Origin of the sequence: Celeribacter persicus (genome assembly GCF_003050785.1) — a bacterium.
GTDB lineage: Bacteria > Pseudomonadota > Alphaproteobacteria > Rhodobacterales > Rhodobacteraceae > Celeribacter > Celeribacter persicus.
On record NZ_QAOH01000031.1, the window covers coordinates 1 to 24,204 of the forward strand.

General features: G+C 59.0%; 20 protein-coding genes and 3 pseudogenes. 11 read left to right on the forward strand and 12 right to left on the reverse strand.

The window, feature by feature from the left end; genetic code table 11:
- Positions 1-174: 174 nt before the first annotated feature.
- The 7 genes from C8N42_RS19385 to qatB all read left to right on the forward strand — a co-directional run bounded on the left by C8N42_RS19385 (position 175) and on the right by qatB (position 6,493).
- A complete protein-coding gene (locus C8N42_RS19385) occupies positions 175-444 on the forward strand; it encodes a WGR domain-containing protein (protein ID WP_088652819.1) in 270 nt (89 codons plus the stop codon).
- Between the two features lie 69 nt (positions 445-513).
- Positions 514-1,848, forward strand: a complete 1,335-nt coding sequence (locus C8N42_RS19390) for a hypothetical protein (protein ID WP_088652818.1) — start codon at positions 514-516, stop codon at positions 1,846-1,848.
- Between the two features lie 3 nt (positions 1,849-1,851).
- A complete protein-coding gene (locus tag C8N42_RS19395) occupies positions 1,852-2,190 on the forward strand; it encodes an antitoxin Xre/MbcA/ParS toxin-binding domain-containing protein (protein WP_088652817.1) in 339 nt (112 codons plus the stop codon).
- 9 nt (positions 2,191-2,199) lie between these two features.
- Positions 2,200-2,748, forward strand: coding sequence for an RES family NAD+ phosphorylase (locus C8N42_RS19400; RefSeq protein WP_088652816.1), 549 nt, complete (start codon positions 2,200-2,202; stop codon positions 2,746-2,748).
- Entirely contained in the window at positions 2,745-4,571 is a 1,827-nt protein-coding gene (gene qatA / locus C8N42_RS19405; RefSeq protein ID WP_107818102.1) for a Qat anti-phage system ATPase QatA, read from the forward strand. Before C8N42_RS19400 ends, qatA begins: the two co-directional genes overlap by 4 nt.
- A gap of 49 nt (positions 4,572-4,620) precedes the next feature.
- Positions 4,621-5,580, forward strand: a complete 960-nt coding sequence (locus C8N42_RS19410) for an IS481 family transposase (protein WP_107818103.1) — start codon at positions 4,621-4,623, stop codon at positions 5,578-5,580.
- Positions 5,581-5,998: 418 nt separating this feature from the next.
- The gene (gene qatB, locus C8N42_RS19415) at positions 5,999-6,493 is read left to right on the forward strand and encodes a Qat anti-phage system associated protein QatB (RefSeq protein WP_107818104.1); all 495 of its coding nucleotides are present in this window, start codon (positions 5,999-6,001) and stop codon (positions 6,491-6,493) included.
- A 9-nt stretch (positions 6,494-6,502) separates the two neighbouring features.
- On the opposite strand, the pseudogene C8N42_RS19420 reads toward qatB, so the two are convergent.
- Positions 6,503-9,334 (reverse strand): annotated as a pseudogene (locus tag C8N42_RS19420) (Tn3 family transposase).
- Between the two features lie 5 nt (positions 9,335-9,339).
- On the opposite strand from C8N42_RS19420, the gene C8N42_RS19425 reads away from it, so the two are divergent.
- Positions 9,340-9,612 carry a recombinase family protein gene (locus tag C8N42_RS19425; RefSeq protein WP_425430537.1) on the forward strand — a complete coding sequence of 91 codons (273 nt, stop codon included), beginning with the start codon at positions 9,340-9,342 and terminating at the stop codon, positions 9,610-9,612.
- Positions 9,613-9,629: 17 nt separating this feature from the next.
- On the opposite strand, the pseudogene C8N42_RS19430 reads toward C8N42_RS19425, so the two are convergent.
- From C8N42_RS19430 to glpD, 10 genes and pseudogenes are all read right to left on the reverse strand, one after another.
- A pseudogene (locus C8N42_RS19430) lies at positions 9,630-9,851 on the reverse strand (IS6 family transposase); the annotation flags it as partial.
- A 173-nt stretch (positions 9,852-10,024) separates the two neighbouring features.
- Positions 10,025-11,182 carry an iron-containing alcohol dehydrogenase gene (locus tag C8N42_RS19435; RefSeq protein WP_157779938.1) on the reverse strand — a complete coding sequence of 386 codons (1,158 nt, stop codon included), beginning with the start codon at positions 11,180-11,182 and terminating at the stop codon, positions 10,025-10,027.
- Positions 11,182-12,666, reverse strand: a complete 1,485-nt coding sequence (gene glpK, locus C8N42_RS19440; RefSeq protein ID WP_088652791.1) for a glycerol kinase GlpK — start codon at positions 12,664-12,666, stop codon at positions 11,182-11,184. The genes C8N42_RS19435 and glpK overlap by 1 nt, the downstream gene beginning before the upstream one ends.
- 108 nt (positions 12,667-12,774) lie before the next feature.
- Complete coding sequence (locus tag C8N42_RS19445; protein WP_096807323.1) at positions 12,775-14,481, reverse strand: ABC transporter substrate-binding protein; 1,707 nt, start codon at positions 14,479-14,481, stop codon at positions 12,775-12,777.
- Between the two features lie 57 nt (positions 14,482-14,538).
- Positions 14,539-14,811: a DUF2160 domain-containing protein gene (locus C8N42_RS19450; protein ID WP_088652784.1), complete on the reverse strand. Its 273-nt coding sequence runs from the start codon at positions 14,809-14,811 to the stop codon at positions 14,539-14,541.
- Between the two features lie 15 nt (positions 14,812-14,826).
- Positions 14,827-15,681, reverse strand: coding sequence for a carbohydrate ABC transporter permease (locus tag C8N42_RS19455; RefSeq protein ID WP_088652783.1), 855 nt, complete (start codon positions 15,679-15,681; stop codon positions 14,827-14,829).
- Position 15,682: 1 nt separating this feature from the next.
- The gene (locus C8N42_RS19460; RefSeq protein ID WP_096807324.1) at positions 15,683-16,555 is read right to left on the reverse strand and encodes a carbohydrate ABC transporter permease; all 873 of its coding nucleotides are present in this window, start codon (positions 16,553-16,555) and stop codon (positions 15,683-15,685) included.
- Complete coding sequence (locus C8N42_RS19465; protein WP_088652781.1) at positions 16,555-17,640, reverse strand: ABC transporter ATP-binding protein; 1,086 nt, start codon at positions 17,638-17,640, stop codon at positions 16,555-16,557. Before C8N42_RS19465 ends, C8N42_RS19460 begins: the two co-directional genes overlap by 1 nt.
- A 12-nt stretch (positions 17,641-17,652) precedes the next feature.
- Positions 17,653-18,741, reverse strand: a complete 1,089-nt coding sequence (locus C8N42_RS19470) for an ABC transporter ATP-binding protein (RefSeq protein ID WP_088652780.1) — start codon at positions 18,739-18,741, stop codon at positions 17,653-17,655.
- A gap of 42 nt (positions 18,742-18,783) precedes the next feature.
- Positions 18,784-20,379 carry a glycerol-3-phosphate dehydrogenase gene (gene glpD / locus C8N42_RS19475; RefSeq protein WP_088652779.1) on the reverse strand — a complete coding sequence of 532 codons (1,596 nt, stop codon included), beginning with the start codon at positions 20,377-20,379 and terminating at the stop codon, positions 18,784-18,786.
- Between the two features lie 236 nt (positions 20,380-20,615).
- On the opposite strand from glpD, the gene C8N42_RS19480 reads away from it, so the two are divergent.
- From C8N42_RS19480 to C8N42_RS19490, 3 genes and pseudogenes are all read left to right on the forward strand, one after another.
- Complete coding sequence (locus tag C8N42_RS19480; RefSeq protein ID WP_088652777.1) at positions 20,616-21,377, forward strand: DeoR/GlpR family DNA-binding transcription regulator; 762 nt, start codon at positions 20,616-20,618, stop codon at positions 21,375-21,377.
- Positions 21,378-21,435: 58 nt separating this feature from the next.
- Positions 21,436-21,805: pseudogene (locus C8N42_RS19485) on the forward strand (DDE-type integrase/transposase/recombinase); the annotation flags it as partial.
- Between the two features lie 386 nt (positions 21,806-22,191).
- A complete protein-coding gene (locus C8N42_RS19490; RefSeq protein WP_096807325.1) occupies positions 22,192-23,124 on the forward strand; it encodes an IS5 family transposase in 933 nt (310 codons plus the stop codon).
- Positions 23,125-23,319: 195 nt separating this feature from the next.
- Here C8N42_RS19490 and C8N42_RS19495 read toward each other — a convergent pair.
- Positions 23,320-24,204: Fic family protein (locus C8N42_RS19495; RefSeq protein WP_107818105.1), on the reverse strand; the 885-nt coding region annotated here is incomplete at its 5' end.

Here is a 24,204-nt window from a genome sequence, read left to right on the forward strand (position 1 = left end):
TCTTCCCCGGAACCGGTATCCAGGAAAACCTCGCCGACAAGGCCAAGAAGCTTGGCATCCCGGTCATGAAGTTCGAGAAGGGGGCGTGAGCCCCCCTCTTTGCTTTCGGGATAGAACATTGTGGAAACACGTACATACACTTGGTATTGTTGTCGCAGACAAGGTGACCGCAAGATGTTCGATGAATCGAAGCAATTGGAGGTGTTTCCGACCACAGTCGATCTCAAGCGGATCGACCTGTCTCTTAACATGCGGCGGTTTTACAGGATGAGCGTTCAGCCTGACCTGTTTGGCGGCGTGAGCCTGGTGCGGGAGTGGGGTCGGATCGGCTACCGCGGCCAGATGCTGGTCGAGCAGCATGATGACGAGGGCAGGGCAGTCAACGCTCTGATGAAGCTGTCGGCGACGAAGAAGCGGCGTGGGTATCGGTTGCTTGAGGGATGAACTCCAAGGATTGACGTTCCGTAACGGTTTCACTATATTGATCGGTGAAACCAATATGGAACCAGCGCCATGACCAAGGTTGTCGTCCCATTTCCGAAAGGCCAACGGCTGCGTTCGCCGTTGGCGCAGTTCTTCCGTGTCGGAGACTCTCACAACAAGTTTGCCGAGATGTTTGCATCCGGAGGTCTGCCAGCTTCGCGAGTCGTCTTCGATGCCGGACGCCTCAATCGGCAGACCGCTCTCGCAAAAGAGCTGAAAGCAGAGGGTGTGGAGATAACGATCGACACTGGAGCGGCCGAGCTGTCGAGCCCGGCGCGACATGGGACGTTTGTACGCAATTCTGCTTGGTTGACTGAGGTCCCGATGTCGCCTTTGGGGCCGGACGATTTCACCACGGAGATCATTGAGCGCATCGCAGAAATGGCAGTTGCGGTCGGCGCGGACCGCGTGCTTGCCCCGAGTCATTTCTTGGGCGATCCCAGCTTCGACGGCTGGCTCAAGGTGGACGCAGCCTCTTGCTCGGCTCTTCGAGCGGCGCTTGATCGCTTGGGCGGAGGCCGAATCCGGATCGACTATCCGGTAATACAAAGCGTCCAAGGATTGGTGGATTCCACGTCGCGGAAGGCACTAGCGGAAACACTTTCGATACTGCCTGTCGATGCTGTCTGGATGCGCCTTTCCGGCCTAGGGAAAGAACCCGGTCCACAAAAGGTTCGTTCTTTGATCCGGATGCTCAGCGGTTTCCACAATATCGGGAAGCCCGTGATCCTCGACTACTGCTCTGGTTTGAACTCTGAGGCTACAGAAGCATTTGGCGTCGCTTCTGGGTCCGCGAGCGGGATACTCGAGTTGGATCAGTTCAACGCTCGGGATTGGCACAAGACGCCGGAAGAGCCAGATCCCGATGCAAGATTTGCTCGGCCGCGCATTGTGCAGGTTCCGGGTCTTGGCAGGGGTTTCTATGCCAACGAGTTCGAATTGCTTGCCAAGTCTCGTGGCGGGCGGAAGCTGCTTCTGCAAAGCGAGTTTGTAACCGTTTCCAGCGTTGAAGAAATGGTAAGAACTCGAAAGCAGATTCAGGCTCTTCATTTGGTGCGCTCGCAAGAAGCGCTTCAGTCCGTACCGGACCTCAACCGAGCAGGGCATTTCTTGTCAAAGACGATGGCGGATGCCGAGCGTCGCGCAAAAGATGTCAGCTTCCTTAAGCCCACTGAGGCTCAAGCTCAGGCGGCGGGCATCGACCTGACGAGTTTGCTCAAGCGGACTCGGGCGCATGCAGAGACGATGGGCAAGGTTGCAGATGCGCTTGAAAAGCTCCATGAGGAGCGCGGAATGGAGTCCCCGCGTGTTCGGGCTTGCGACTTCAATGTCGACACGGCCCTGCGGCGGGGTGATCAGAGGTAAGAAATGCAAAGTGCAGTGTCACGCTACATCGGCGAACTTGCCGACATCGGGGGTCTGAAAGGAACCGATATCGCAAATATTACGGATGTCTCCAAGGCGACGGTATCGCGTTGGAAGGCCGGTGATATCAAGCCGCAACCAAAGAACGAATTGATTCTGTCCGACCTCTATTACATCGTCGGCCGTCTCAATGAATATTACACACCGGACGAGGTTCGTGCCTGGCTCTATGCGCGGCACCCACAACTCGGAGGCGAGCGCGCTATGGACCTCATTCACAATGATCGCTCGCTCGAAGTACTGGCCGTCATCGACCGGCTGGACAATGATGTCTATGTGTAGGTCCAATAAATGGTTAAAGCTCGACGCGACAACCGGCTGATTGACGCGATTGAGGCGATCGATCCCGTCGTTTTCGAAGGGAACGTTTGGCGGCTGGTGCGCGACGGGCGCGATCCGCTGATTTGCAGCGCGTCCGGTGGTCGGTGGGACGACGGGACGTTCGATGTGCTCTATACATCCTTGGCTCGATCAGGTGCTCTGGAAGAGATGCGATTTCATCTGATGCGCGGCCAACCGGTCATGCCGAGCAAGGTCAAGTATCGCATGTTTGAGATTGGACTTTCACTTGGGCGTGCGCTTCAGTTTCTGGATCTGGAAGCACTTTCCAGGGTCGGGCTGAACACGGAAACGTTCGGTCGTCTTTCCTATGAGCAAAAGAATGACGAGTATCCCCGTACCCAGGAAATTGGGGAAGTCGCACATTTTCTAGATTTCGATGGCCTAATTGTCCCGTCCGCGCGATCTGACGCAAGGAATGCAATCGTCTTCTGCGACAAGGTGAGATCACTGCCCGAGTCCACTTTAGAAGATCATGGCGTCGTGGACTGGGCGAAATGATTCTACCCGACAACGAGACAAGCGTCGATCTGCTGAACAACGAGGCCATCGCGCGCACGATCACCGAGTTGCTGCGGGAGCGTCCAGAGCAGGCGATCACGATCGGTGTCCATGGTGATTGGGGAGCAGGAAAGAGCAGCATCTTGGAGATGATCGAGGCATCTCTATCGCCGACCCCAGACGTTCTCTGCGTGAAATTCAATGGTTGGCGATTCCAGGGGTTCGAGGATGCAAAGATCGCGCTGATCGAGGGCATTGTCACAGAGCTTGTTGCCGAACGGTCGCTTGCAACAAATGCGGGTGAAGCGGTTAAGAATATCTTCAAACGCATCGATTGGCTCAAGGTTGCCCGGCGAGGAGGAGGTCTTGCTTTCACAGCATTGTCGGGAGTTCCGCTGCCCGAGCACATCGACGCGGTCGTTGGTTCTGTGAAGAAGGCTATAGGTGAGCCAGGTGAATTGCTCACTCGTGAAAACTATGAGGCCGCCATCGCTGGGATGTCGGGCCTACTGAAGCCAGATGACTCGAAACGGCTTACTGAAGAAATCAGTGAGTTCCGGAAGGCTTTCAGAAATCTACTCAACAAGGCGGGTGTCGATCAACTCGTCGTTCTGATCGACGATCTCGACAGGTGCCTGCCTGAAGTCGCGATCGAAACGCTGGAGGCAGTTCGGCTGTTCGTTTTCACTGAACACACTGCTTTCGTGGTTGCTGCCGATGAAGCGATGATCGAGTATTCGGTGCGTAAGCATTTCCCGGAGTTGCCCGACACGACCGGACCAAGGGACTATGCGCGAAACTATCTTGAGAAACTCATCCAGGTGCCGTTCAGGATCCCCTCCCTGGGGGAGACGGAAACTCGAATCTATGTGACGCTCTTGCTCGTGGGGGCGGAGCTAGGGGAAGAGGACACTGAATACCAGAAGCTGATCAAAGTGGCTCGCCAGCATCTCGCAAAGCCGTGGCTCTCGACCGGGCTCTCAGCGGCCACTGTCCGTGACGCCCTTGGCGCCAAGGCTGCCAGCGTTTCAAACGCGCTCACATTAAGTGATCAGATCGGCCAAATTCTGGCTAGCGGTACGCAAGGCAACCCACGTCAGATCAAGCGCTTCCTGAACACGCTTCTTCTCAGGAACCAGACAGCGCGAGCTCGCGGATTCGGTGACGATGTCAAGCTTCCTGTCTTGGCGAAACTGATGCTCGCCGAGCGCTTCATGTCCCGCATGTTCGATCAGATCGCCTCGGCGGCAGCGAAACACCCAAACGGACATTGCGAGGACTTGGCGGCTCTCGAAGATCCGACTGAGGCTAGGTCCAAACCGAACAAAAAGCGTGGAGACCGCCCAAAAGTCACCGATCTGGATGATGTCAAAACCAAACCAAAGGATACGGAACCGAACGAGAGCGCTGTCTTGTCGGAATGGCGAGGGTCGGAGGCTATCCGGGATTGGGCGAGTATGCCGCCGAACCTCGGTGCGATCGATCTAAGGCCCTATCTCTTTGTCGCAAAAGACAGGAAAGATTACTTCGGCGCCGTATCTGTGCTCGGCAGACTTGGTGCTGTGGTCGAGAGATTGATGGGGTCGAAGCTGAGTGTTCAAGCCTACGAGACGGAACTTCGGCAGCTCGCGCCAGCCGAAGCAGGCCAAGTGTTCGAAGAACTGAGAGCGCGTATCGTCGCCAGTGACTCTTTCGACACCGCTCCAGCCGGAGTGAACGGCATGACCGTGCTCGTCAAAGCCCACGATTTCTTACAGACAAACCTTTTGGACCTTCTCGAATCCCTGCCTTCGGCACGTTGCGGGACATGGGTAGCTGTTTGATCCCACGGTTTGATGGTGTGATCCTTTCGCAGGAATTGAAGGATGCCATATGGGACAAGTTCGTCACGGAAGCGCCACGACCACGCACGCCGTCAGAACAGCAATACAGCGATCGCAAGCTTCGCTCGCGGCGCTGAGCCGGGAGTTCGGGATCAATCCCAAGACGGTTGCGAAGTGGCGCAAACGGCAGACGGTCGAGGATCTCAAGACCGGCCCCAGAGAGCCTCGCTCGACAGTCCTCACGGAGGCTGAGGAGGCAGCCGTTGTCGCGTTTAGGCGCCACACGCTGCTGCCGCTCGATGACTGTCTCTATGCGCTTCAACCATCCATTCCGCACCTGACACGCTCAGCGCTGCACCGCTGTTTGCAGCGACATGGCATTTCGCGCCTGCCTGATATCGAGGGCGACAAGCCAAAGCGGTCGAAGTTCAAACGCTACCCAATCGGCTTCTTCCACATAGACATCGCCGAAGTGCAGACTGCTGAAGGAAAGCTTTTTCTCTTCGTTGGCATCGACCGCACGAGCAAGTTTTCCGTGACCCAACTCGTCGAGAAGGCTGACAGGAAGACAGCTTGGGAATTCCTGCAACACATGCTCGAGGCCGTGCCATACCAGGTCCACACCGTCCTCACTGACAACGGCATTCAGTTTGCTGAGCAGCCGCGGAACCGGAACACTGCCTATTCTCGGCCCATGCGTTTCGACATGATCTGTGAGGCCAATGGGATCGAGCACCGGCTGACCAAGCCCAACCACCCTTGGACCAATGGACAGGTCGAACGGATGAACCGCACGATCAAAGAAGCGACCGTAAAACGCTTCCACTACGACACCCATGATCAGCTGCGGACCCACCTTGCAGACTTCATGGCGGCTTACAACTTCGCTCGCAGGCTCAAGACCCTCAACGGACTCACACCCTACGAATACATCTGCAAGATCTGGACTTCAGAGCCGGACAGATTCATCTTGAACCCGATCCACCAGATGTCGGGACTGAACAGGTAGCTTCAGGTTGGGATAGGGTGATCCGCGGCTCGGAGTTCGTTGCTCGCTTGGACGCTCTTCTCGCGACCTGGTCCGAGGAGGGGTCGACGACGTTGAGAGTCGCGGCCCTCGCGGCGGCACGCACACGAAAAGGGGGCTGTTGATGGGAACGTCCAGCGCGTTTGGCGGAGCCTCGGGTGGAACGCCACTTGTTCCATCATGGTTGGAAGGCGGTGGATCTGATGACGGTGCACCGGGCGATCCGCGATCCGACGGATCAGGCAGCGATGCGCCGCCGACGGGCAACGATCCCGCCGCTCCGCCGGCCGCGCCACCGGAGCGGACCGCGACACCGGTTCCGGGTGAGACCGACCGATACACGTCCGCTCGAACAAACTTCACCAGGTACGCACGCTCCGGTGGCGATGACCGGAGGAGCATGGGACGCGCTGTATCGCAATATGTGTCGAGGTCATCCGGTGGTGCGGCGCGGGCAGCGAGGCGCATGGGTAGCTCGCGCGGCGCTGCGTCGAGGCTCGCGACCATTCTCGGCCAAGTCGGGAATGTTGGCATCGGAGAGGTGCTCCGCTCTCTCGACCTCGGAGGTCTTGCGGGACGGCCGATCGAGGAAGTATTTGCTGGACTGGCCGACTTCATCTGTCCGGATGGGGGCTCCATCGATGAGGGGATCGCTCGAGATGCATTCATTGAGACAATCGCCGATCTTGCCGACGCGGGCATAACCGAGATCGACGGATTGACGGCTGATCAGATGCAGACGGTGTTCGAACTCTACATCGCACACACGATCGAGGCGCGCATATGCAACGATATCGGGACCCGGGTCGTGAACATGCCATCGGATGTCCGAACTGTCGAGCGCATCGAGGCCCAGTTGGGGTCTGCTCTGGTTGAGTGCAGGATCGTACGTTAAGCTTAGCTGTCACTGATTTTTCCACCTGTATTCTCCTGTGAGGAGGATATGTGCCCATCCGAGGGGGGAGATGTGGGCCAGAAGCTCTGGGCTGCAGTCGAGACCGTCGCGCTCTCGCGCGTTGACCGCGTAGCCGAGGTGTTTTGTATTCCAGTAGATGATGATCGCGGCGAGGAGGTTGAGGCCCGCCATCCGATAGTGCTGCCCCTCGGCAGTACGATCCCGGATTTCGCCCTGGCGGCCAATGCGCAGTGCATTCTTCAATGCATGATGCGCTTCGCCCTTGTTCAGTCCGATCTGGGCGCGCCGCTGCATATCGGCGTCGAGCAACCATTCGAGGATGAACAGCGTCCGCTCGATGCGCCCGATTTCACGCAGCGTTTGGGCGAGTTCATGCTGGCGCGGATAGGCCGCGAATTTGCGCAAGAGCTGGCTGGGTGGCATAACACCCGCCGCCATAGTGGCGACGGCGCGCAGTACGTCAGGCCAATTCTCGACGATCAGCTTCTCCCTGATCTTTCCGCCGATCAGCCCGCGCAGCTCGTTCGGCGCGGCTGCAGGGTCGAAGAGATAGAGTCGTTTGGACGGTAGATCGCGGATGCGGGGAATGAAGCGATAGGAGAGCAACGCAGTGACCGCGAAGATGTGATCCGTGAACCCGCCCGTGTCAGCATATTGCTCCTTTATTCGCTTGCCTGTCTCGTTCATGAGTAACCCGTCCAAAATGTACGGAGCTTCGTTCACAGTGGCGGGGATGTTCTGAGTTGCGAAAGGGCCGAACTGGTCGGAGACATGGGTATAGGCTTTTAGACCGGGTTCATGGCCGTATTTGGCGTTGATCAGGTTCATCGCCTCGCCCTGGCGCGTGGCGGGAAAGAATTGCCCGTCGCTCGAAGCGGTCTGCCCTGCGCCCCAAATCCGGGCCATCGGCAAGGCTGATTGACCTTCGATTACCATGGCCAAGGCGCGTGCCATCGCGTCGCTTTCCACATGCCATCGCGACAAGCGCGAGAGCTGGAAATAATCATGGGTGTTCGTAGCCCCAGCCATTTTGCTGAGGCCAAGGTTCAGCCCTTCAGCCAATATCACATTCAACATGCCGACCCTGTCTTTGCATGGAACGCCCGTACGCAGATGGGTGAAGGCCTCGGTAAAACCAATCTCGTCATCCACTTCGAGCAGGAGGTCGGTGATCCCGATCTCCGGCAGGCGGCTGTAAAGATCGAGCACCATGGCATCGGCCTCTTCGGGGACAGCGGCTGTCAGACGATCTATTTTGAGGGCACCGTTTTCGATGGAACCACCCGGAATCGCACCGGCCCTGGCAGCGCGGGCCAGTCGCTGCAAGCCATCGGCCAGGCGGGCTTTCCGATCTGCCAACCAGATTTCCGGCTCATACGGCATGGCCAGTCTTGGCGTGGCGCGAGCGACTTCGGCCGGGACCAGCGCATCTTTGAGATCACCATACCTGCGGGAGTGTGCAAGCCACATATCACCAGCTCGGAATGCATCACGCAGATGGCACAGGACCGCCACCTCCCAAAGCCGATGCCCATCATCGTCGTTCAGGTGCCGATGCCATTTTGAGGTTCGGCTCAAGAAGGTCACGGGGCGACCAGCGGTGGTGTCCGCACCCGCGACAATATCCGCAGCAACCAGCAACGGTTCGGCCACTGGGGTCGCCTGAATATCGAGCGCCCGCAACATGCGCGGTGCATAGCGCCGGAAGCGGTGATACCCATGGACAACATGTGCCAGCGGATCAGCTGCTAATGTGTTGGTGAGTTGGCCCGCCGAGGCGACAAGCTCTCTGAGTGAAGTCCAGCCGCCGGCGTTTTACACCGCGTCACCCAAGGGGACCTGATCTTCATGGGCCTCCAGCAGTGCTGATCCGAGATTTGAGAACCCCTGCAAAGTGTCCTTCAAGGCCGCCCTGGCATCATCCGCACGGGCGCCGCATGCGCGTTTCGCTTCGCGCCACGTCTTCCCGACAATACGGTCATGGGTTTCGGCCACTGCATCGGCAATGGCACTGCGCCATTCCAAAACGCAGACCGCGAGGACAGCAAGACGGCGGTCGCCTGAAATATCCCGCAGATCTCCGGCGAAATAACGTTCCCCTTGCCGTCGGAGGCGCGCGATACGGTGGGGCGGCACAGCCGATAGGACAGTCCGGTCCAGGGCCATGGCCCGCAAGAATTCCAACCGGTCGAGCAGCCGGTTCATGTCGGCCGAGTTCTGGCCCACTTCAAACTGGCGCAGCCAGACAAAGTGGGTGACAGAGCCGTCTGCCGTTTCCGTCAGCAAAGCGTCAAGTCGGCTGCGCATCTTATCGTCCAGTCGCTCAGCGATTCGAGCGTCGATCCGTCGCTCTGCGGCGACGAGAGCATCCGCGCAAAGGCGTTCTATAACCGTGATCCCCGGTAGAATGGTCTGGGTCGCCCGGCACTGTTCTACGAAACGCCGCGCCAAATCCTCGTTCGACCGAGCTGTTTCGGCCGTTCTCTCCAGCCAGACCTTCAGGTCGCGCGATCCTCGGCCAGTGAACATCTTGTAGCCATAGAGATCCCGCAAGGCAGCCAGGTGTTCATGACGCGTCTCTTCACGGCTTGCATATCCTGCCAGATCGTCCGGCTTCAGCCCAAGTTGCGCTGCCAGGAACCGCGTGACCTCCATTGGAATGACCTCACCCGGAGTCAGCAACCGGCCGGGATAGCGCAATGCGCAAAGTTGAAGAGTGAACCCAAATCGATTGTGGGGGCGGCGGCGGGCGCGGATGAATTCCAGATCGTCGTCGGCAAGGGTGTAGTGGCGCAACGACTGCGGCTGGACGGCTTTCATTTGGCATCTTTGCTGCGCTTGCAGAATTTGAAAGCGAGTTGATCCGCGAACGCACGATGGCGGGGCTCCAGGCCGCCCGCGCCCGAGGCCGAAAAGGTGGAAGGAAGTTCGCGCTGACGAAAGCGCAGGTCCGCATGGCTCAGGCCGCTATGGCTAGTCGCGACACATCTGTTTCAGAACTTTGCAAGGAACTAGGCGTCAAACCGGTCACGCTCTACCGGTATGTCGATCCAAACGGCAATCTACGCGATTACGGGAAACGAGTGCTCAGCGCTTAGCGTAAGATTCTGCACTCTCCGGCATCAGACCCCTTTACACAACGTGCGAAATGCCGACCAAACCGGTTCACCCATTTGCGTACGGTTTCCCGGCTGACGACTACGCCTCGCTCGGCGAGGAGATCCTCCACATCCGCCGTGCTCAGCGCGAACCGATGATAGACCCAAACGGCGTAGGCGATGATTTCGCGCGGGAAACGATAGCCCTTCAGGCGTGGCATCTCTGCTGGTATTTTCATGCCCACCAGCTAGACCGCTTCTGTGGGGGCAGCAAGTTGGCAATCCCGCACCATTACATTCGGGTTTTGAAGCGTCAGGTCTTCGACAGCGTTCATTGGCATTCGCCCACAATGAAAGAGGCCTGCACGTAAGGCCTTGGGTGGGCCGGTCGCATTTGGGGACGCGCCCTGGATCAGGAGGAAAGCTTCAGGATTTGGTGCACCTCGGCGACACTGAGCCGCACAGGGTTGGCCTGTGTGGAGGAGGCCGATAGGGCATTTCGCGCTGTTTCCTCCCAAAGTGGCGGGCCGCAGTGCAGGGCGCCCAGAGAGGCCAGTCCATGCCTGTCAATGAAAGGGCGCAGGGACATGCCAAGCCCGTCTTGCAACCATCGTTCGATCTCTTCGCAGCGTGCGGTGGGTCTGCCAGCCTTTATCAGCGCGGCATGATTGACCGTCAGTGCAGCAGGCAGCAGACGCCCGCAGATCGCGCCATGGGCGCCACCGCGACTGCCGATGACGGCGGCGAGGCCATGCACAATCCCAAGCCCGGAATTGGCCAGCGCCAGACCGCTCAGATAGCTGGCTTTGGCCAAAGTGTCGCGCGCGGTTTCATCCTCACGTGTCATGAGCGTCTGAAGCGCTGCGGCCGCAGGCCCGATCATGCCGCGGGCGAGGGCATCGGTGACCGGATTGGCGCGGTTTGACAGGTAGCTCTCGATCAACTGTGTCAGCGCATCCAACCCGGTCGAAAGGGTCAGGGATTTGGGCAGTCCATCGGTCAGGGACGCATCGACCACCGCAAGGTCCGGCACGAGACGTGGATCGCGCAGGCTGATCTTGAGCCCTTGTTCCGGTACACCGATCACCGCGTTGCGGGTGGCCTCTGCGCCGGTGCCTGCGGTGGTCGGGATCGCCACGAAGGGCAGGGGGGCGTTGAGTTTGGGCGCGGGATCGGGCCCGAGACCGAGATGATCCAAGACATCGCCCTCGGAGACACACAGCCCCGACACCGCCTTGCCCAGATCAATCACCGCACCGCCGCCAATGGCGACGATACACTCGGCGGCGGACGCACGGGCGCGGGCCACCGCGTCGCGGACCTGATCGACGGTCGGCTCGCCACGGGCGGTAAGGGATGTGACCTGTGCCCCAAGAGTGTCGAGTTCTTCGATCAGCACATCGGCCCAAAGGACCGAGGCGCTGCGCAAGACGAGAACCTTTTGCCCTCTCTCGCGCACCAAAGCTGCGACCTGATCCTTTGCGCCACGTCCGATCAGACAGCGAGCGGGCGCGGTAAAGGCGATATCCGCGACCGGATTGGACGCGAGGCTTTCGGCGTGACCCGACATCAGACCAACATCGTGGCACGAACGGCCCGCGCCCAACCGTCGCATTTGGCCTGCCGCGTCGCCTCATCCATGGTCGGCTCAAAGGTGCGCTCCAGCGCCCATGTGGCGGCAAAGCCCTCCATGTTGGGATAGACGCCAGCCCGCTGACCCGCGAGCCAGGCGGCGCCCATAGCAGTGGTCTCAAGGACTTTGGGGCGGTCGACGGGCGCGGAAATGATGTCGGACAGGAATTGCATCGCAAAATCCGAGGCACTCATGCCGCCATCGACGCGCAGCGCCGTGGTGGCGTCGCCCTGCCAATCGGCATGCATGGCTTCCAGGAGGTCTCGGGTTTGATAGCCGACGCTTTCAAGCGCGGCGCGGGCAAATTCTGCCGGGCCTGAGTTGCGTGTCATCCCGAACATCGCCCCCCGACATTCCGCATTCCAATAGGGCGCGCCCAGTCCAGTGAAGGCGGGCACAAGGATCAGGTCCTGCGTTTTGTCGGCACTTTCGGCCAAGGGCTGGGTCTCGGAGGCTTCGCGGATGATTTTTAACCCGTCACGCAGCCATTGCACCACGGCACCCGCGATAAAGATCGACCCTTCGAGCGCATAGGTCGTCTTGCCGCCGATGCGGTAGGCGATGGTGGTCAAGAGCCGGTTTTGCGACATCACCGGCGTCTCGCCCGTGTTCAAAAGAGCGAAACAGCCGGTGCCATAGGTGGATTTGACCATGCCCGGTTTGAAACAGGCCTGACCGATTGTGGCCGCCTGTTGGTCGCCCGCGATGCCCAAAATCGGGATCGGACGGCCAAAGAGATCGGGGCGGGTTTCGCCGAAATCGGCATCGCAATCGCGCACCTCTGGCAACATCGCCATCGGAATGTCGAAGCGTTTGCAAATCGTTGTGGACCAATGGCCTTTGCGGATGTCGTAAAGCATGGTGCGCGCGGCGTTGGTGGCGTCGGTGGCATGGACCTTGCCGCCCGTGAGTTTCCACACCAGCCAGCTGTCGACCGTGCCAAACAAAAGCTCGCCCGCCTCGGCGCGGTCGCGCGTGCCTTCCACGTTGTCGAGAATCCATTTGAGTTTCGTCGCCGAGAAATAGGGATCGAGCAACAGCCCGGTCTTTTCCGTGACGACCTCTTCAAAGCCCTCCGCCTTAAGCGTCTTGCACAGCTCGGAGGTGCGGCGGTCCTGCCAGACGATGGCATTGTAGACCGGCTGGCCGGTGGCCTTGTCCCAGACAAGCGTGGTTTCGCGCTGGTTGGTGATGCCGATGGCGGCGATTTGTGACACATCGGCCGAGGATTTCTCGATCACCGCACGACAGGTCGCCGCCGTGGTGGACCAGAGGTCGAACGCGTCATGTTCGACCCAGCCGCTTTTGGGGAAATGCTGTTCGAATTCTTCCTGTGCGCTGGCCGTGACGGACAGCGATTGGTCAAAGAGAATGGCGCGGGTCGAGGTGGTGCCCTGATCGATGGCAAGAATATAGGTCACATGCATCTCCTTGGTGGTCTCTGCTCTGTCCAAGGCTATGCCACCATCTCTGGACGGAGAAGAGAGCGCAAAAAGAGGGCGGGAATGACCCCGCCCCCTCTCGATCAGTTATTTCCAGGAGGCCACGAGCGCGTCGTAGGAGACGGTTTGCGGCGTCTCGCGCTCGTTTTCGATGGCGGGTTTCGGTGCGCCGGGCTTGGCGAGCCACTCCTCGGCGCTGGTCTCGTCGTTCATGACCGGCCCGAGATCGCCCTGAATGCCAGCGCGCTCGAGGCGCTCCATGACTTTCTCCATATCGGCGCAGAGGCTGTCGAGCGCATCCTGCGCGGATTTCGCGCCGGACATCGCGTCACCGATATTCTGCCACCAGAGCTGGGCGAGCTTCGGATAATCCGGAACGTTGGTGCCGGTGGGCGACCAGCGCACACGGTCGGGCGAGCGGTAGAACTCGACGAGACCGCCAAGTTTCGGCGCACGATCGGAGAAGCTCTCATGCTGGATGGTGGATTCGCGGGTGAAGGTCAGACCGACATGGGATTTCTTCACGTCGACGGTCTTGGAGCCCACGAATTGTGCGTAGAGCCAAGCGGCTTTGGCGCGATCATCCGGCGTGGATTTCATCAGCGTCCAGGAGCCCACGTCCTGATAGCCGACCTTCATGCCGTCTTCCCAGTAGACGCCATGCGGGCTGGGGGCGAGACGCCATTTCGGGGTGCCATCCTCGTTCATCACCGCCGGGCTGTCGACCAGAGGCGCGACGAAGGTGGTGTACATGAACATCTGTTGCGCGATGTTGCCCTGACCCGGAACCGGACCGGCCTCCGAGAAGGTCATGCCCATGGCCGAGGGCGGGGAGTATTTGTTCAGCCAGTCGATGGCTTTCTCCACCGCATAGACCGCCGCCGGAGAGTTCGCCGCGCCGCCGCGTGCCATACAGGCGCCGACAGGTTGCGAGTTCTCGTTCACGCGGATGCCCCATTCATCGACCGGAAGGCCGTTGGGTTCGCCTTTGTCGCCCATCCCGGCCATGGACATCCATGCGTCGGTGTAGCGCCAGCCCAAGGACGGGTCTTTTTTGCCGTAGTCCATCGAGCCATAGACCTCGACACCGTCGATTTCGCGACCGGTGAAGAATTCGGCGATGTCCTCATAGGCCGACCAGTTGACCGGAACGCCGAGGTCGTAGCCGTATTTCTCTTTGAACTCGGCCATGATTGCGGGATCGGTGAACCAATCGTAGCGGAACCAGTAAAGGTTCGCGAACTGCTGGTCGGGAAGCTGATAGAGTTTGCCATCGGGTGCGGTGGTGAACTGGGTGCCGATGTAGTCGTCGAGATCGAGACCGGGGTTGGTCACATCTGCGCCTTCGTTTGCCATCCAGTCGGTGAGGTTGCGCACCTGCTGATAGCGCCAGTGGGTGCCGATCAGGTCGGAGTCGTTGACATAGGCGTCATAGATGTTTTCGCCGGACTGCATCTGAGTTTGCAGTTTCTCGACCACATCGCCTTCGCCGATCAGGTCGTGGGTGATTTTGATGCCGGTGATGGCCTCGAACGCGGGGGCGAGCACCTGAGATTCATATTCATGCGTGGTGATGGTCTCGGAGACCACTTTGATCTCCATGCCCGCAAAGGGCTGGGCCGCATCGATGAACCACTGCATTTCGGCTTCTTGATCCGCGCGGGACAGCCCGGACATATCGCCGATTTCAGCATCGAGGAACGCCTTGGCCGCATCCATATCGGCGAAAGCGGGCGCCGACAAAAGGCCAAGGCCTAACGCCAGTGCGGTGGTTGTCTTGAGACGATGGTTCATTGGTTTCCTCCCTATGTGAACCTTTGTTTTTAGGTGTCGATCCGTCGCGGGGCCTCCTCAGACCCAGCGAAAGACGATGGCTGCAAAGATCAGGCAAACGACAAGCGCGAGCGCTTGGTTGGCGCCGACCAGACCGAGCCATGCAAGATTGATGAAGGCCGAGCCCAGAAGCGTGATGAACAAACGATCCCCACGCGTGGTCTCGATGCCCAACACGCCAACGCGCGGCGTTTCGGGAAATTTGATCGCCAGAATGGTGAAGATCACCAAAAGCGTTGCAATCGTTCCGAAAAAGGCGGCGGTCGGCCATGTCCATGCCATCCAGTCCATGTCGAATTCCTCCTCTTAGACCCGCCCGAGGGCAAAGCCCTTGGCGATGTAATTGCGTACAAAGTAGATCACGAGCGCGCCCGGCACGATGGTGAGCACCCCTGCGGCGGCCAGCACGCCCCAGTCGACGCCTGCCGCACCCACGGTGCGGGTCATGGTGGCGGCGATGGGTTTGGCGTCCACCGAGGTCAGCGTGCGCGAGAGCAGCAGTTCGACCCAAGAGAACATGAAGCAGAAGAACGCAGCGACACCGATGCCCGAGGCGATGAGCGGCATGAAGATCTTCACGAAAAAACGCCCAAAGCCGTAGCCGTCGATATAGGCGGTCTCATCGATTTCCTTGGGCACACCGCGCATGAAGCCTTCGAGAATCCAGACGGCGAGCGGCACGTTAAAGAGACAATGCGCCAGAGCCACGGCGATATGCGTGTCGAACAGCCCGATTGAGGAATAGAGCTGAAAGAAGGGCAGGGCGAACACGGCAGGCGGTGCCATGCGGTTGGTCAAAAGCCAGAAGAACAGATGTTTATCGCCCAAGAAATTGTAGCGCGAGAACGCATAGGCGGCGGGCAGGGCGACAGCGAGCGAGATCACCGTGTTCATCACCACGTAGATCATCGAGTTGACGTAGCCCATATACCACGCCTCGTCGGTGAGGATCGTGACGTAGTTCTCGAACGTCAGGTTTTGTGGCCAAAGCGAGAAGCTGCCCAGGATTTCTGTGTTGGTCTTCAGGCTCATGTTGATCAGCCAGTAGATCGGCAACATCAGGAACAGAAGATAGAGCGTCATCACCACGGCGCGGCTGTTCACCTTGGGCAGGCTGCGCGGTTTGGTGACGGCGGGTGTGAGTGCGGTTGCGTCCGTCATCTTACATGCCCTTTTTGTCGAGGTTGACCATGACGGTGTAGAACACCCATGAAATCAACAGGATCACGAGGAAATACATCAGAGAGAAGGCTGCAGCGGGTCCGAGGTCGAACTGGCCGAGAGCCATCTTGACGAGGTCGATGGACAAAAGCGTCGTCGCATTGCCCGGACCGCCGCCCGTCACCACGAAGGGCTCGGTGTAGATCATGAAACTGTCCATGAAGCGCAGGAGAATGGCGATCATCAAGACGCCCATCATCTTGGGCAGTTCGATGAAGCGGAAGACTTTCCAACGATTGGCCTGATCAATCCGCGCCGCCTGATAATAGGCGTCGGGGATGGATTTGAGACCGGCAAAGGCCAGTAGGGCGACGAGTGACGTCCAATGCCAGACATCCATCACGATGATGGTGATCCAGGCGGAGATCGTGTCTTGCGTGTAGTTGTAGTCGATGCCGAGCGCCTCAAGCGTGTGACCCAAGAGACCGATGTCGACACGACCGAAAATCTGCCAGATTGTGCCCACGACGTTCCACGGGATCAGAAGCGGCAAAGACATCACGACAAGGCAGAAAGAGGACCAGAAGCCCGATTTCGGCATGTTGAGCGCCACGAAAATGCCCAAAGGGATTTCGATGGCAAGAATGATGCCGGAGAACATCAACTGACGTTGCAGCGCGTTCCACATGCGCTCATCCGAAAGCATTTCCTGAAACCATTCCAGTCCGGCCCAGAAGAACTGGTTGTTGCCGAAGGTGTCCTGCACGGAATAGTTCACCACGGTCATGAGCGGGATCACGGCGGAGAACGCCACAAGCACCAAGACCGGCAGCACTAGGAACCATGCTTTGTGATTGGTTGTTTTCTGTTGCATCACGCGGCCTCCCCGCCTTGCGGCGCCACACGCCAGTCGTTTGCGTAGACATTCACGCGGGCCGGATCGAAGGTGACGCGGGTCATATCCGCGCGCACGGGATCGTCCTCTCCGGCGATGATGTTGATGTCCTGACCAAAGAACTCGGCGCGGATGATCTTGTGCCGTCCCGCATCCTCGACGCGGCGCACTTTCACGGGCAGGCCTTCGCTTTCGCTCAACCGGGCGAACTCGGGCCGCACGCCGATCTCCACCTTGCCATCCACGGGCGCATAACCCGCGCCGAGCGCAATTTCCGACCCGTTGATATAGGCTTTCGTGCCCTCGACCTTGGCGGGGATCACATTCATGCCCGGAGAGCCGATGAAATAGCCCACAAACGTGTGCGCGGGCCGTTCGAACAACTCCTCAGGCGTGCCGATCTGAACCACGCGCCCGTCATACATGACAACGACCTTGTCCGCGAAAGTCAGCGCCTCCGTCTGGTCGTGGGTCACATAGATCATCGTGTGGCCGAAATCGTGGTGCAGCTTTTTGAGCTGGGTTCTGAGTTCCCATTTCATATGTGGATCGATCACGGTCAGGGGTTCGTCGAACAAAAGCGCGTTCACGTCCTTGCGCACCATGCCGCGACCCAAAGAGATCTTTTGCTTGGCATCCGCACCCAGCCCGCGCGCCTTTTTGCGCAACATGTCTTCCATGCCGATCATCTTGGCGATTTCCTGAACGCGCTCGGCTACATAGGTCTCGTCGCGGCCCCGGTTGCGGAGCGGAAAGGCCAGATTGTCGTGCACGGTCATCGTGTCGTAGACCACCGGGAATTGGAACACCTGCGCTATGTTGCGCTCCGCCGTGGGGGCGCGGGTGACGTCTTTGCCGTCGAACAGGATGCGCCCCTGCGAGGGCATCAACAGCCCCGAAATGATATTGAGCAACGTGGACTTGCCACAGCCTGACGAGCCCAAAAGCGCATAGGCCTCGCCGTCTTCCCAGTCGTAATTCAGTTCCTTGAGCGCATAGTCGTCCTGCGACGAAGGCGTCGGATTGTAGGAATGCGCAAGGTTGTCGAGTGTAATTCTAGCCATGATCGCGCCTCCTCACGCCGCCATTGCGTAGGCGGCGGGCGCAACGAGCCCCCCGTCTTCGCCGAACACATAGACATGACGCGGATCGAGCCAGACCTCCAGATCCGCCCCGATGTCGAGGTGATGCACCCCGTGGATCAGGCCGACCCAACGCGCGCCATCATGATCGAGATGCACAAAGGTCTCCGATCCCGTCAGCTCCGTCACATGCAGCTTTGTCGTGAATTTCATCGCGTTATCCGTATGTTGCAGGATCTCGACATGGTTCGGCCGGAACCCCGCCGTGTAGCGCCCGTCGGGCAGATCGGCGAGTTTTCCCGTTGCCTGCGCGCTTTGCCCGTCGCCGAACATCAACCGATCGCCGGTTTTCGAAATCTGGAGGAAATTCATCGGCGGATCGGAAAAGACGCGCGCGGTGGTGGCATCCACGGGACGGCGATAGACCTCGGGCGTCGGGCCGAATTGCGTCACCCGCCCCTCCCAAAGCGCCGCCGTATTGCCGCCGAGCAAAAGCGCCTCTTCGGGCTCGGTCGTCGCATAGACAAAGATCGAACCGGAGGCCTCGAAAATCTTCGGAATCTCGACGCGCAACTCTTCGCGCAGCTTGTAATCGAGGTTCGCCAGCGGCTCATCGAGCAGCACGAGGCCTGCGTTCTTGACGAGCGCACGGGCCAGAGCACAGCGCTGTTGCTGCCCGCCTGAAAGTTCGAGCGGTTTGCGGTCCAGCATCGGCGTCAGCTTCATCAGCTCCGCCGTTTCCCGTACACGCGCGTCGATCTCCGCCTTGTCCACGCCCATGAGTTTCATCGGCGAGGCGATGTTGTCATAGACGCTCATCGAGGGGTAGTTGATGAATTGCTGATACACCATCGCAACCTTGCGATCCTGCACCCGCATGCCGGTGACGTCTTTTCCGTCCCAGAAAATTCGCCCGGCGCTCGGTTGATCGAGCCCGGCCATCAGACGCATCAGCGAGGTCTTCCCCGACAGGGTCGGCCCCAGCAGGACGTTCATCGTTCCTTTTTCGAGCGTCAGATCGGTCGCGGCAATATGCATTTGCCCCTCGACGATTTTTGACACGCCCTTCAGTTCCAGCGTCATTAGGTCCTCCTCCCCGCGCCTTATTGTCTTTGGCCTTTGGCTTTATTCAGCTGCGGCACTCCCCGCGCGGCGGGTCTTCATCCAGTCATCCAGATCATGGATCTGCGTTTCATCCAGACGCAGCCCAAGCTTTGAGCGGCGCCAAACAATATCCTCGGCCGTGCGCGCATATTCGCGCTCCATCAGCCATGTCACTTCGGTCTCGGTCAGGGTCGCGCCGAAATCACGTCCCAGTGCCTCGGCACTCTTTGCGTCTCCCAGCACGTCACGCGCTTCGGTGCCGTAGGCACGCACCAGACGCCGCGCCCAGAACGGGGTCAGAAACCCAAATTGCGCACGCAGCTCGGAGACAAGCCGGTCAAACCCGCCGACCGGGAAATCCCCGCCTGCGAGCGGCACACCTGCCGTCCACTGGCCCTTTGTGTCCGGCAGGTGTTCCGAGATTTTCTCAAGCGCGCTTTCCGCCAGCCGCCGATAGGTCGTGATTTTTCCCCCGAAGATGTTGAGCACCGGCGCACCGCCCTCTGCATCGACCTTGAGCGTATAGTCCCGTGTCGCGGCTGTCGCCGATGACGCTCCGTCATCGTAGAGCGGGCGGACGCCGGAATAGCTCCAGACCACATCCTCGGCGCTGATCGGCGCTTTGAAATATTTGTTGGCAAAGGCGATCAGATAGTCGCGCTCTTCGTCGGTACAGGTGGGTTTGCGCGACGGATCGCTGTGCTCGGCATCCGTGGTGCCGATCAGGGTGAAATCCGTCTCATAGGGAATGGCGAAAATGATCCGCCCGTCGGTGCCCTGAAAGAAATAGCATTTGTCGTGATCGTAGAGCTTGCGGGTCACGATATGGCTGCCGCGCACAAGTCGCACGCCCTCTTTCGACGGCAGGTCGATTTTGTCGTGAATCACGTCGCCGACCCAAGGTCCGCCCGCATTCACCAGCATTTTGGCGTAATGGGTGGCAGTGCGGCCATGTTCCATATCTTTCGTTTCGACACGCCAGAGATCGCCTTCGCGCGTTGCGTGGGTCACTTTGGTGCGCGTCAGGATCGCCGCACCACGCGCCTCTGCGTCGCGGGCATTGAGGATCACGAGACGAGAATCTTCGACCCAGCAATCGGAATATTCATAGGCTTTGGCAAAGCGTTCCTGAAGCGGCGCGCCCTCGGGCGTTCCCGTCAGGCCGATGGTTTCCGTACCCGGCAGGATTTTGCGCCCGCCCAGATGATCATAGAGAAACAGGCCAAGCCGGATCAGCCATGCCGGACGACGCCCCTTCATCCAAGGCATCACGACAGACAGAAGTTTCGAGGTCGGTGTTTCGGATTCGAAGCGCATATCCTTATGATAAGGAAGGACAAAACGCATCGGCCAGCTGATGTGCGGCATGGCCCGCAGGAGAATTTCGCGCTCGATCAAAGCCTCACGGACCAATCGGAACTCGAAATATTCGAGATAGCGTAGCCCACCATGAAAGAGTTTTGTGGAGGAAGATGAGGTCGCAGAGGCCAGATCGCTCATCTCCGCGAGCGTCACGGAAAATCCCCGTCCCGCCGCGTCGCGCGCAATGCCACAGCCATTGATGCCGCCGCCGATCACAAAAAGATCGACGGGATGTGTGCTGTCATTCCCCTGCACAGGCTTTCCTCCCAAGTTCTGGCGCTAACGTTGTGTGGAAAAGGTCAGAAACGCAAGATATTTGTTTTCGTTTTTATTCGATTAAGAAAAATCAATGGGTTAGGTTGGATATTTCTGCAACTGCGAAGAAAAGATAAGAGAATCTACGCGGGTGCGGCAATAAATTGACTGGATTCGCATCGGGTTTTCGCGTCTTTTTCCCGTGCAGCCACAAAAACGAAGCAAAGCGAACACCTATGTCCAACAACTTTCGTCATCCCGAGATTCTCGAAATGACACGCAAAGAGGGAAAGGTCACGGTCGAGAGGCTGGCAGAGCATTTTGGCGTGACGCTTCAAACCATTCGCCGCGACCTGTCCGAATTGGCGGAACTGGGGCGTGTCGAACGGGTACATGGCGGGGCGGTGCTGGCTTCTGGCACAATCAATATCGGGTACGAAGATCGTCGGCAGTTGAACGCGGAGGCCAAAACCGCGATCGCGCGGGCCTGTGCATCGCGGATTCCCAACGGGATTTCGTTGTTTCTCAACATTGGGACGAGCACGGAAGCCGTCGCGCAGGAGTTGTTGCAGCACAAGGATCTGATGGTCGTCACCAACAATATGAATGTCGCCAACATCTTGGCCGGGAACAGCAATTGCGAAGTCATCGTGACCGGCGGGCATTTGCGGCGCTCCGATGGCGGCTTGGTCGGCAATCTGGCCGCAGAGACCATCCGCCAATTCAAATTCGATCTGGCGGTTATCGGTTGCTCCGCGCTCGACCGTGATGGCGATCTTCTGGATTTCGACATCCAAGAGGTCAGTGTGAGCCAGACGATCTTACGGCAATCGCGCAAAATTTTTCTCGTCGCGGATCACACCAAATTCTCCAGAAGCGCCCCGGCAAGGATCGCATCGCTGTCCGACATCGACGTGTATTTCACCGATCACGCCGTTCCGGCCGAGCTGTCCCAGGCCTGCAAGAGCTGGAATACCGAGGTGGTCTCTGGCTGCTGAGACGACGCCACGGCATTGCCAAGTGGTATGCGCGTTCTGAATTGTTTACGGCTCACGCATGAAGATCCCGCCCAAAATGCCTCGCCTGAAGGGTTTTGGTTTTACCCGTGAGATCATCGTCTATGCCGTCGGGGCCTACCATCGCTTTGCGTTCAGCCGCGCTGACGTTGCAGATCTGCTCGCGGAACGCGGTGGACGGTCAGCCGGTAAACAATCCGGAAATGGGTCCGGCCATTTCGCGCATTGCATCAGGCGAGACCGGCCAGCCGCAGCCGACAAATGGCATATGGACGAAGTGGTCATACCGGATCAACGGTCGGAAATGCTGGCTCTGGCCGGCCGTGGATGCGAACGGAGATGTTCTTGATGCCCTCGTACAACCAGGGCGGAGTGCAAAGGCAGCCCGGCGCTTCCTGAGGCGGTTTATTTGAACCCCGTGTCGTGATCACAGCTTGAACCGCGCCATAACTGCGCAGGTTGTCTGTCACAATCAACCGAGGATTGCCCCAACGGGCGCCAAACCCCGCAAGAAAACGCCTTGCGGCCCGTGTGTTCCGCTGTGATTGCAACCTTTCAACTATTGCTCTCAGTTAGGTCGGGCTGATCAAATTCCTCGACTTAATCATCGTTTAATAATGATAGAGGTCACAATTTGATTATTAAACGATTAACAAAAATGGCGGACCTCTAAGATTGCTTGGTACATTGAGATTGTACCATTCACTAAAGAAAATCGACTATTTCGACGGGCGTTGTTGCAGAAGTCTGGCCGCGAAGGATTCCCATCACGAATCCATCCGGTTAGACGGGCGTCATGAACAAGCCCAAGCCCGCCCGCTACCGCACGACGAACTGGTCCGCCTACAACGCTGCGCTGACGAAGCGCGGGTCTCTGCTGATCTGGCTGGACAAGGAGATGGCTTGGCACGCGCCGCATGAGGGCCGCCCCGGACGCCCGCCAGTCTTCTCGGATGCGGCGATCCAGTTCTGCCTGTCGATCAAGGTGCTATTCAAGCTGCCGCTCAGGCAGACAGCCGGGATGGTCGCCAGCCTCCTGCGCCTTGCCGGGCTGGACTGGCCCGTTCCAGACTTCTCCACGCTGTGCCGCCGGCAGAAGACTCTTAAGGTGCAGATCCCCTATCGCCGTGCCGGCGGGCCGCTGAACCTGCTGGTGGACAGCACCGGCATCAAGTTCCTCGGCGATGGCGAGTGGCAGGCCCGGAAGCACGCTGCGCAAGGCCGTCGCCAATGGCGCAAGGTCCATCTGGCCATGGACACCGCCACTTCCGACATCCGCGCGGTCGAGTTTACCCCCAGCCGGGAAGGCGACAGCCCCGTCCTGCCAGACCTGCTGGACCAGATCCCGGACGACGAAGACATCGGCACCGTGACCGCAGACGGCGCCTACGACACCCGCCGCTGCCATAGCGCCATCATCGCACACGGTGGCACTGCGATCATCCCTATCCGCAAGAACGGTCGGCCATGGAAAGACGACTGCCCAGCTGCCCGGGCGCGCAACGAAACCCTGCGCGCCACACGTCACTATGGCAGGGCGTTCTGGAAGCGGTGGACCGGATACCATATCCGCAGCCGCGCCGAGGCCAGGATGCGATGCCTGAAGGCCTTCGGCGAGCGCATCGCCGCCAGAGACCCCGACCGCCAGACTGCCGAAATCCACATCCGCGTCGCCCTCATGAACCGCTTCAACGCCCTCGGCACCGCCGAGATCGTACGCGCCGGCTAACGCCTATGGGGAAAGGGGACCTCAAGCCTCAGGACGCCGTTCTGCAACAACGCCATTTCGACGACAGCATGTTCCGTCTTCTCGATGGTATGCTTCAAAATCGACTTGAGGCACCAAACAGATCATCAGTATACATAAAACGAATTATGCGTATTTCGGTAAAGTATTGATAAAAATACAAATGTTAAGTTATCGTCACTTGCGCTGCTCCATATGGTCTAGGTTCAACCAGTACCTCGTATGGCGTCGCTCACCGGTTCGGCGGAGCGCACCTTTCTCGACCAGGTTCTGCAGATCGCGGGTTGCGGTTGCGCGTGAAGTTCCGGTGATCTTGAGATAGTTGTCGGCGCTGAGGCCGCCTTTGAAACCGCCAGGGCCTTCCCGAAACAGGCGAGCGATGGCCTTGGCCTGGCGTTCGTTCAAGTGGTCTCTGTGCCGATCGTAGAAGTGCGCTTTGTTGATGAAGAAGCCGACGCGGTCGAGTGTTGCCTGTTGGGCCTTCAAGACAACTTCCGCGAACCAGACGAGCCAATCGGTCACGTCGAGCGTTTTTTGATGCTGCTCGAGCTGGTCGTAGTATGCCTTGCGCTCCTTCTCGATGGTGAAGGCGAGCGAGATGAGGGTCGGCTGGCCAATGTTCTGCGCCAGCGACTTTTCAGCGAGGGCGCGACCCAAGCGGCCGTTGCCGTCTTCGAATGGGTGGATACTCTCGAAATAGAGGTGGCATAGCCCTGCGCGCGTCAGCGCTGGAAGCGGCTTTGCTCCCACCGGCCCGGTCTTGTTGAACCAATCTGCGTATCGCTCCATCTCAGGCATGACCCGCTCCGAGGGAGGCGCTTCGAAATGGATCGTCGGCCGGTCGAGACGGCCGGAAACGATTTGCATCGCCTCGGCGTGTTGTCGGTAAGCCCCGATGGTTTCCAACCGGCGGTCATGGGACAGGAGCATCCGATGCCAGCGGTACAGTGTCTCGTGGCTCAGCTTTTCTGCAAAACTGGAATAGACGTCGACCATCATTTCCGCGACGCCCTGTTCGCGCGGTTTGGCAGGGTAGCTGTCCGGATCGAGGCCCAGATGGCG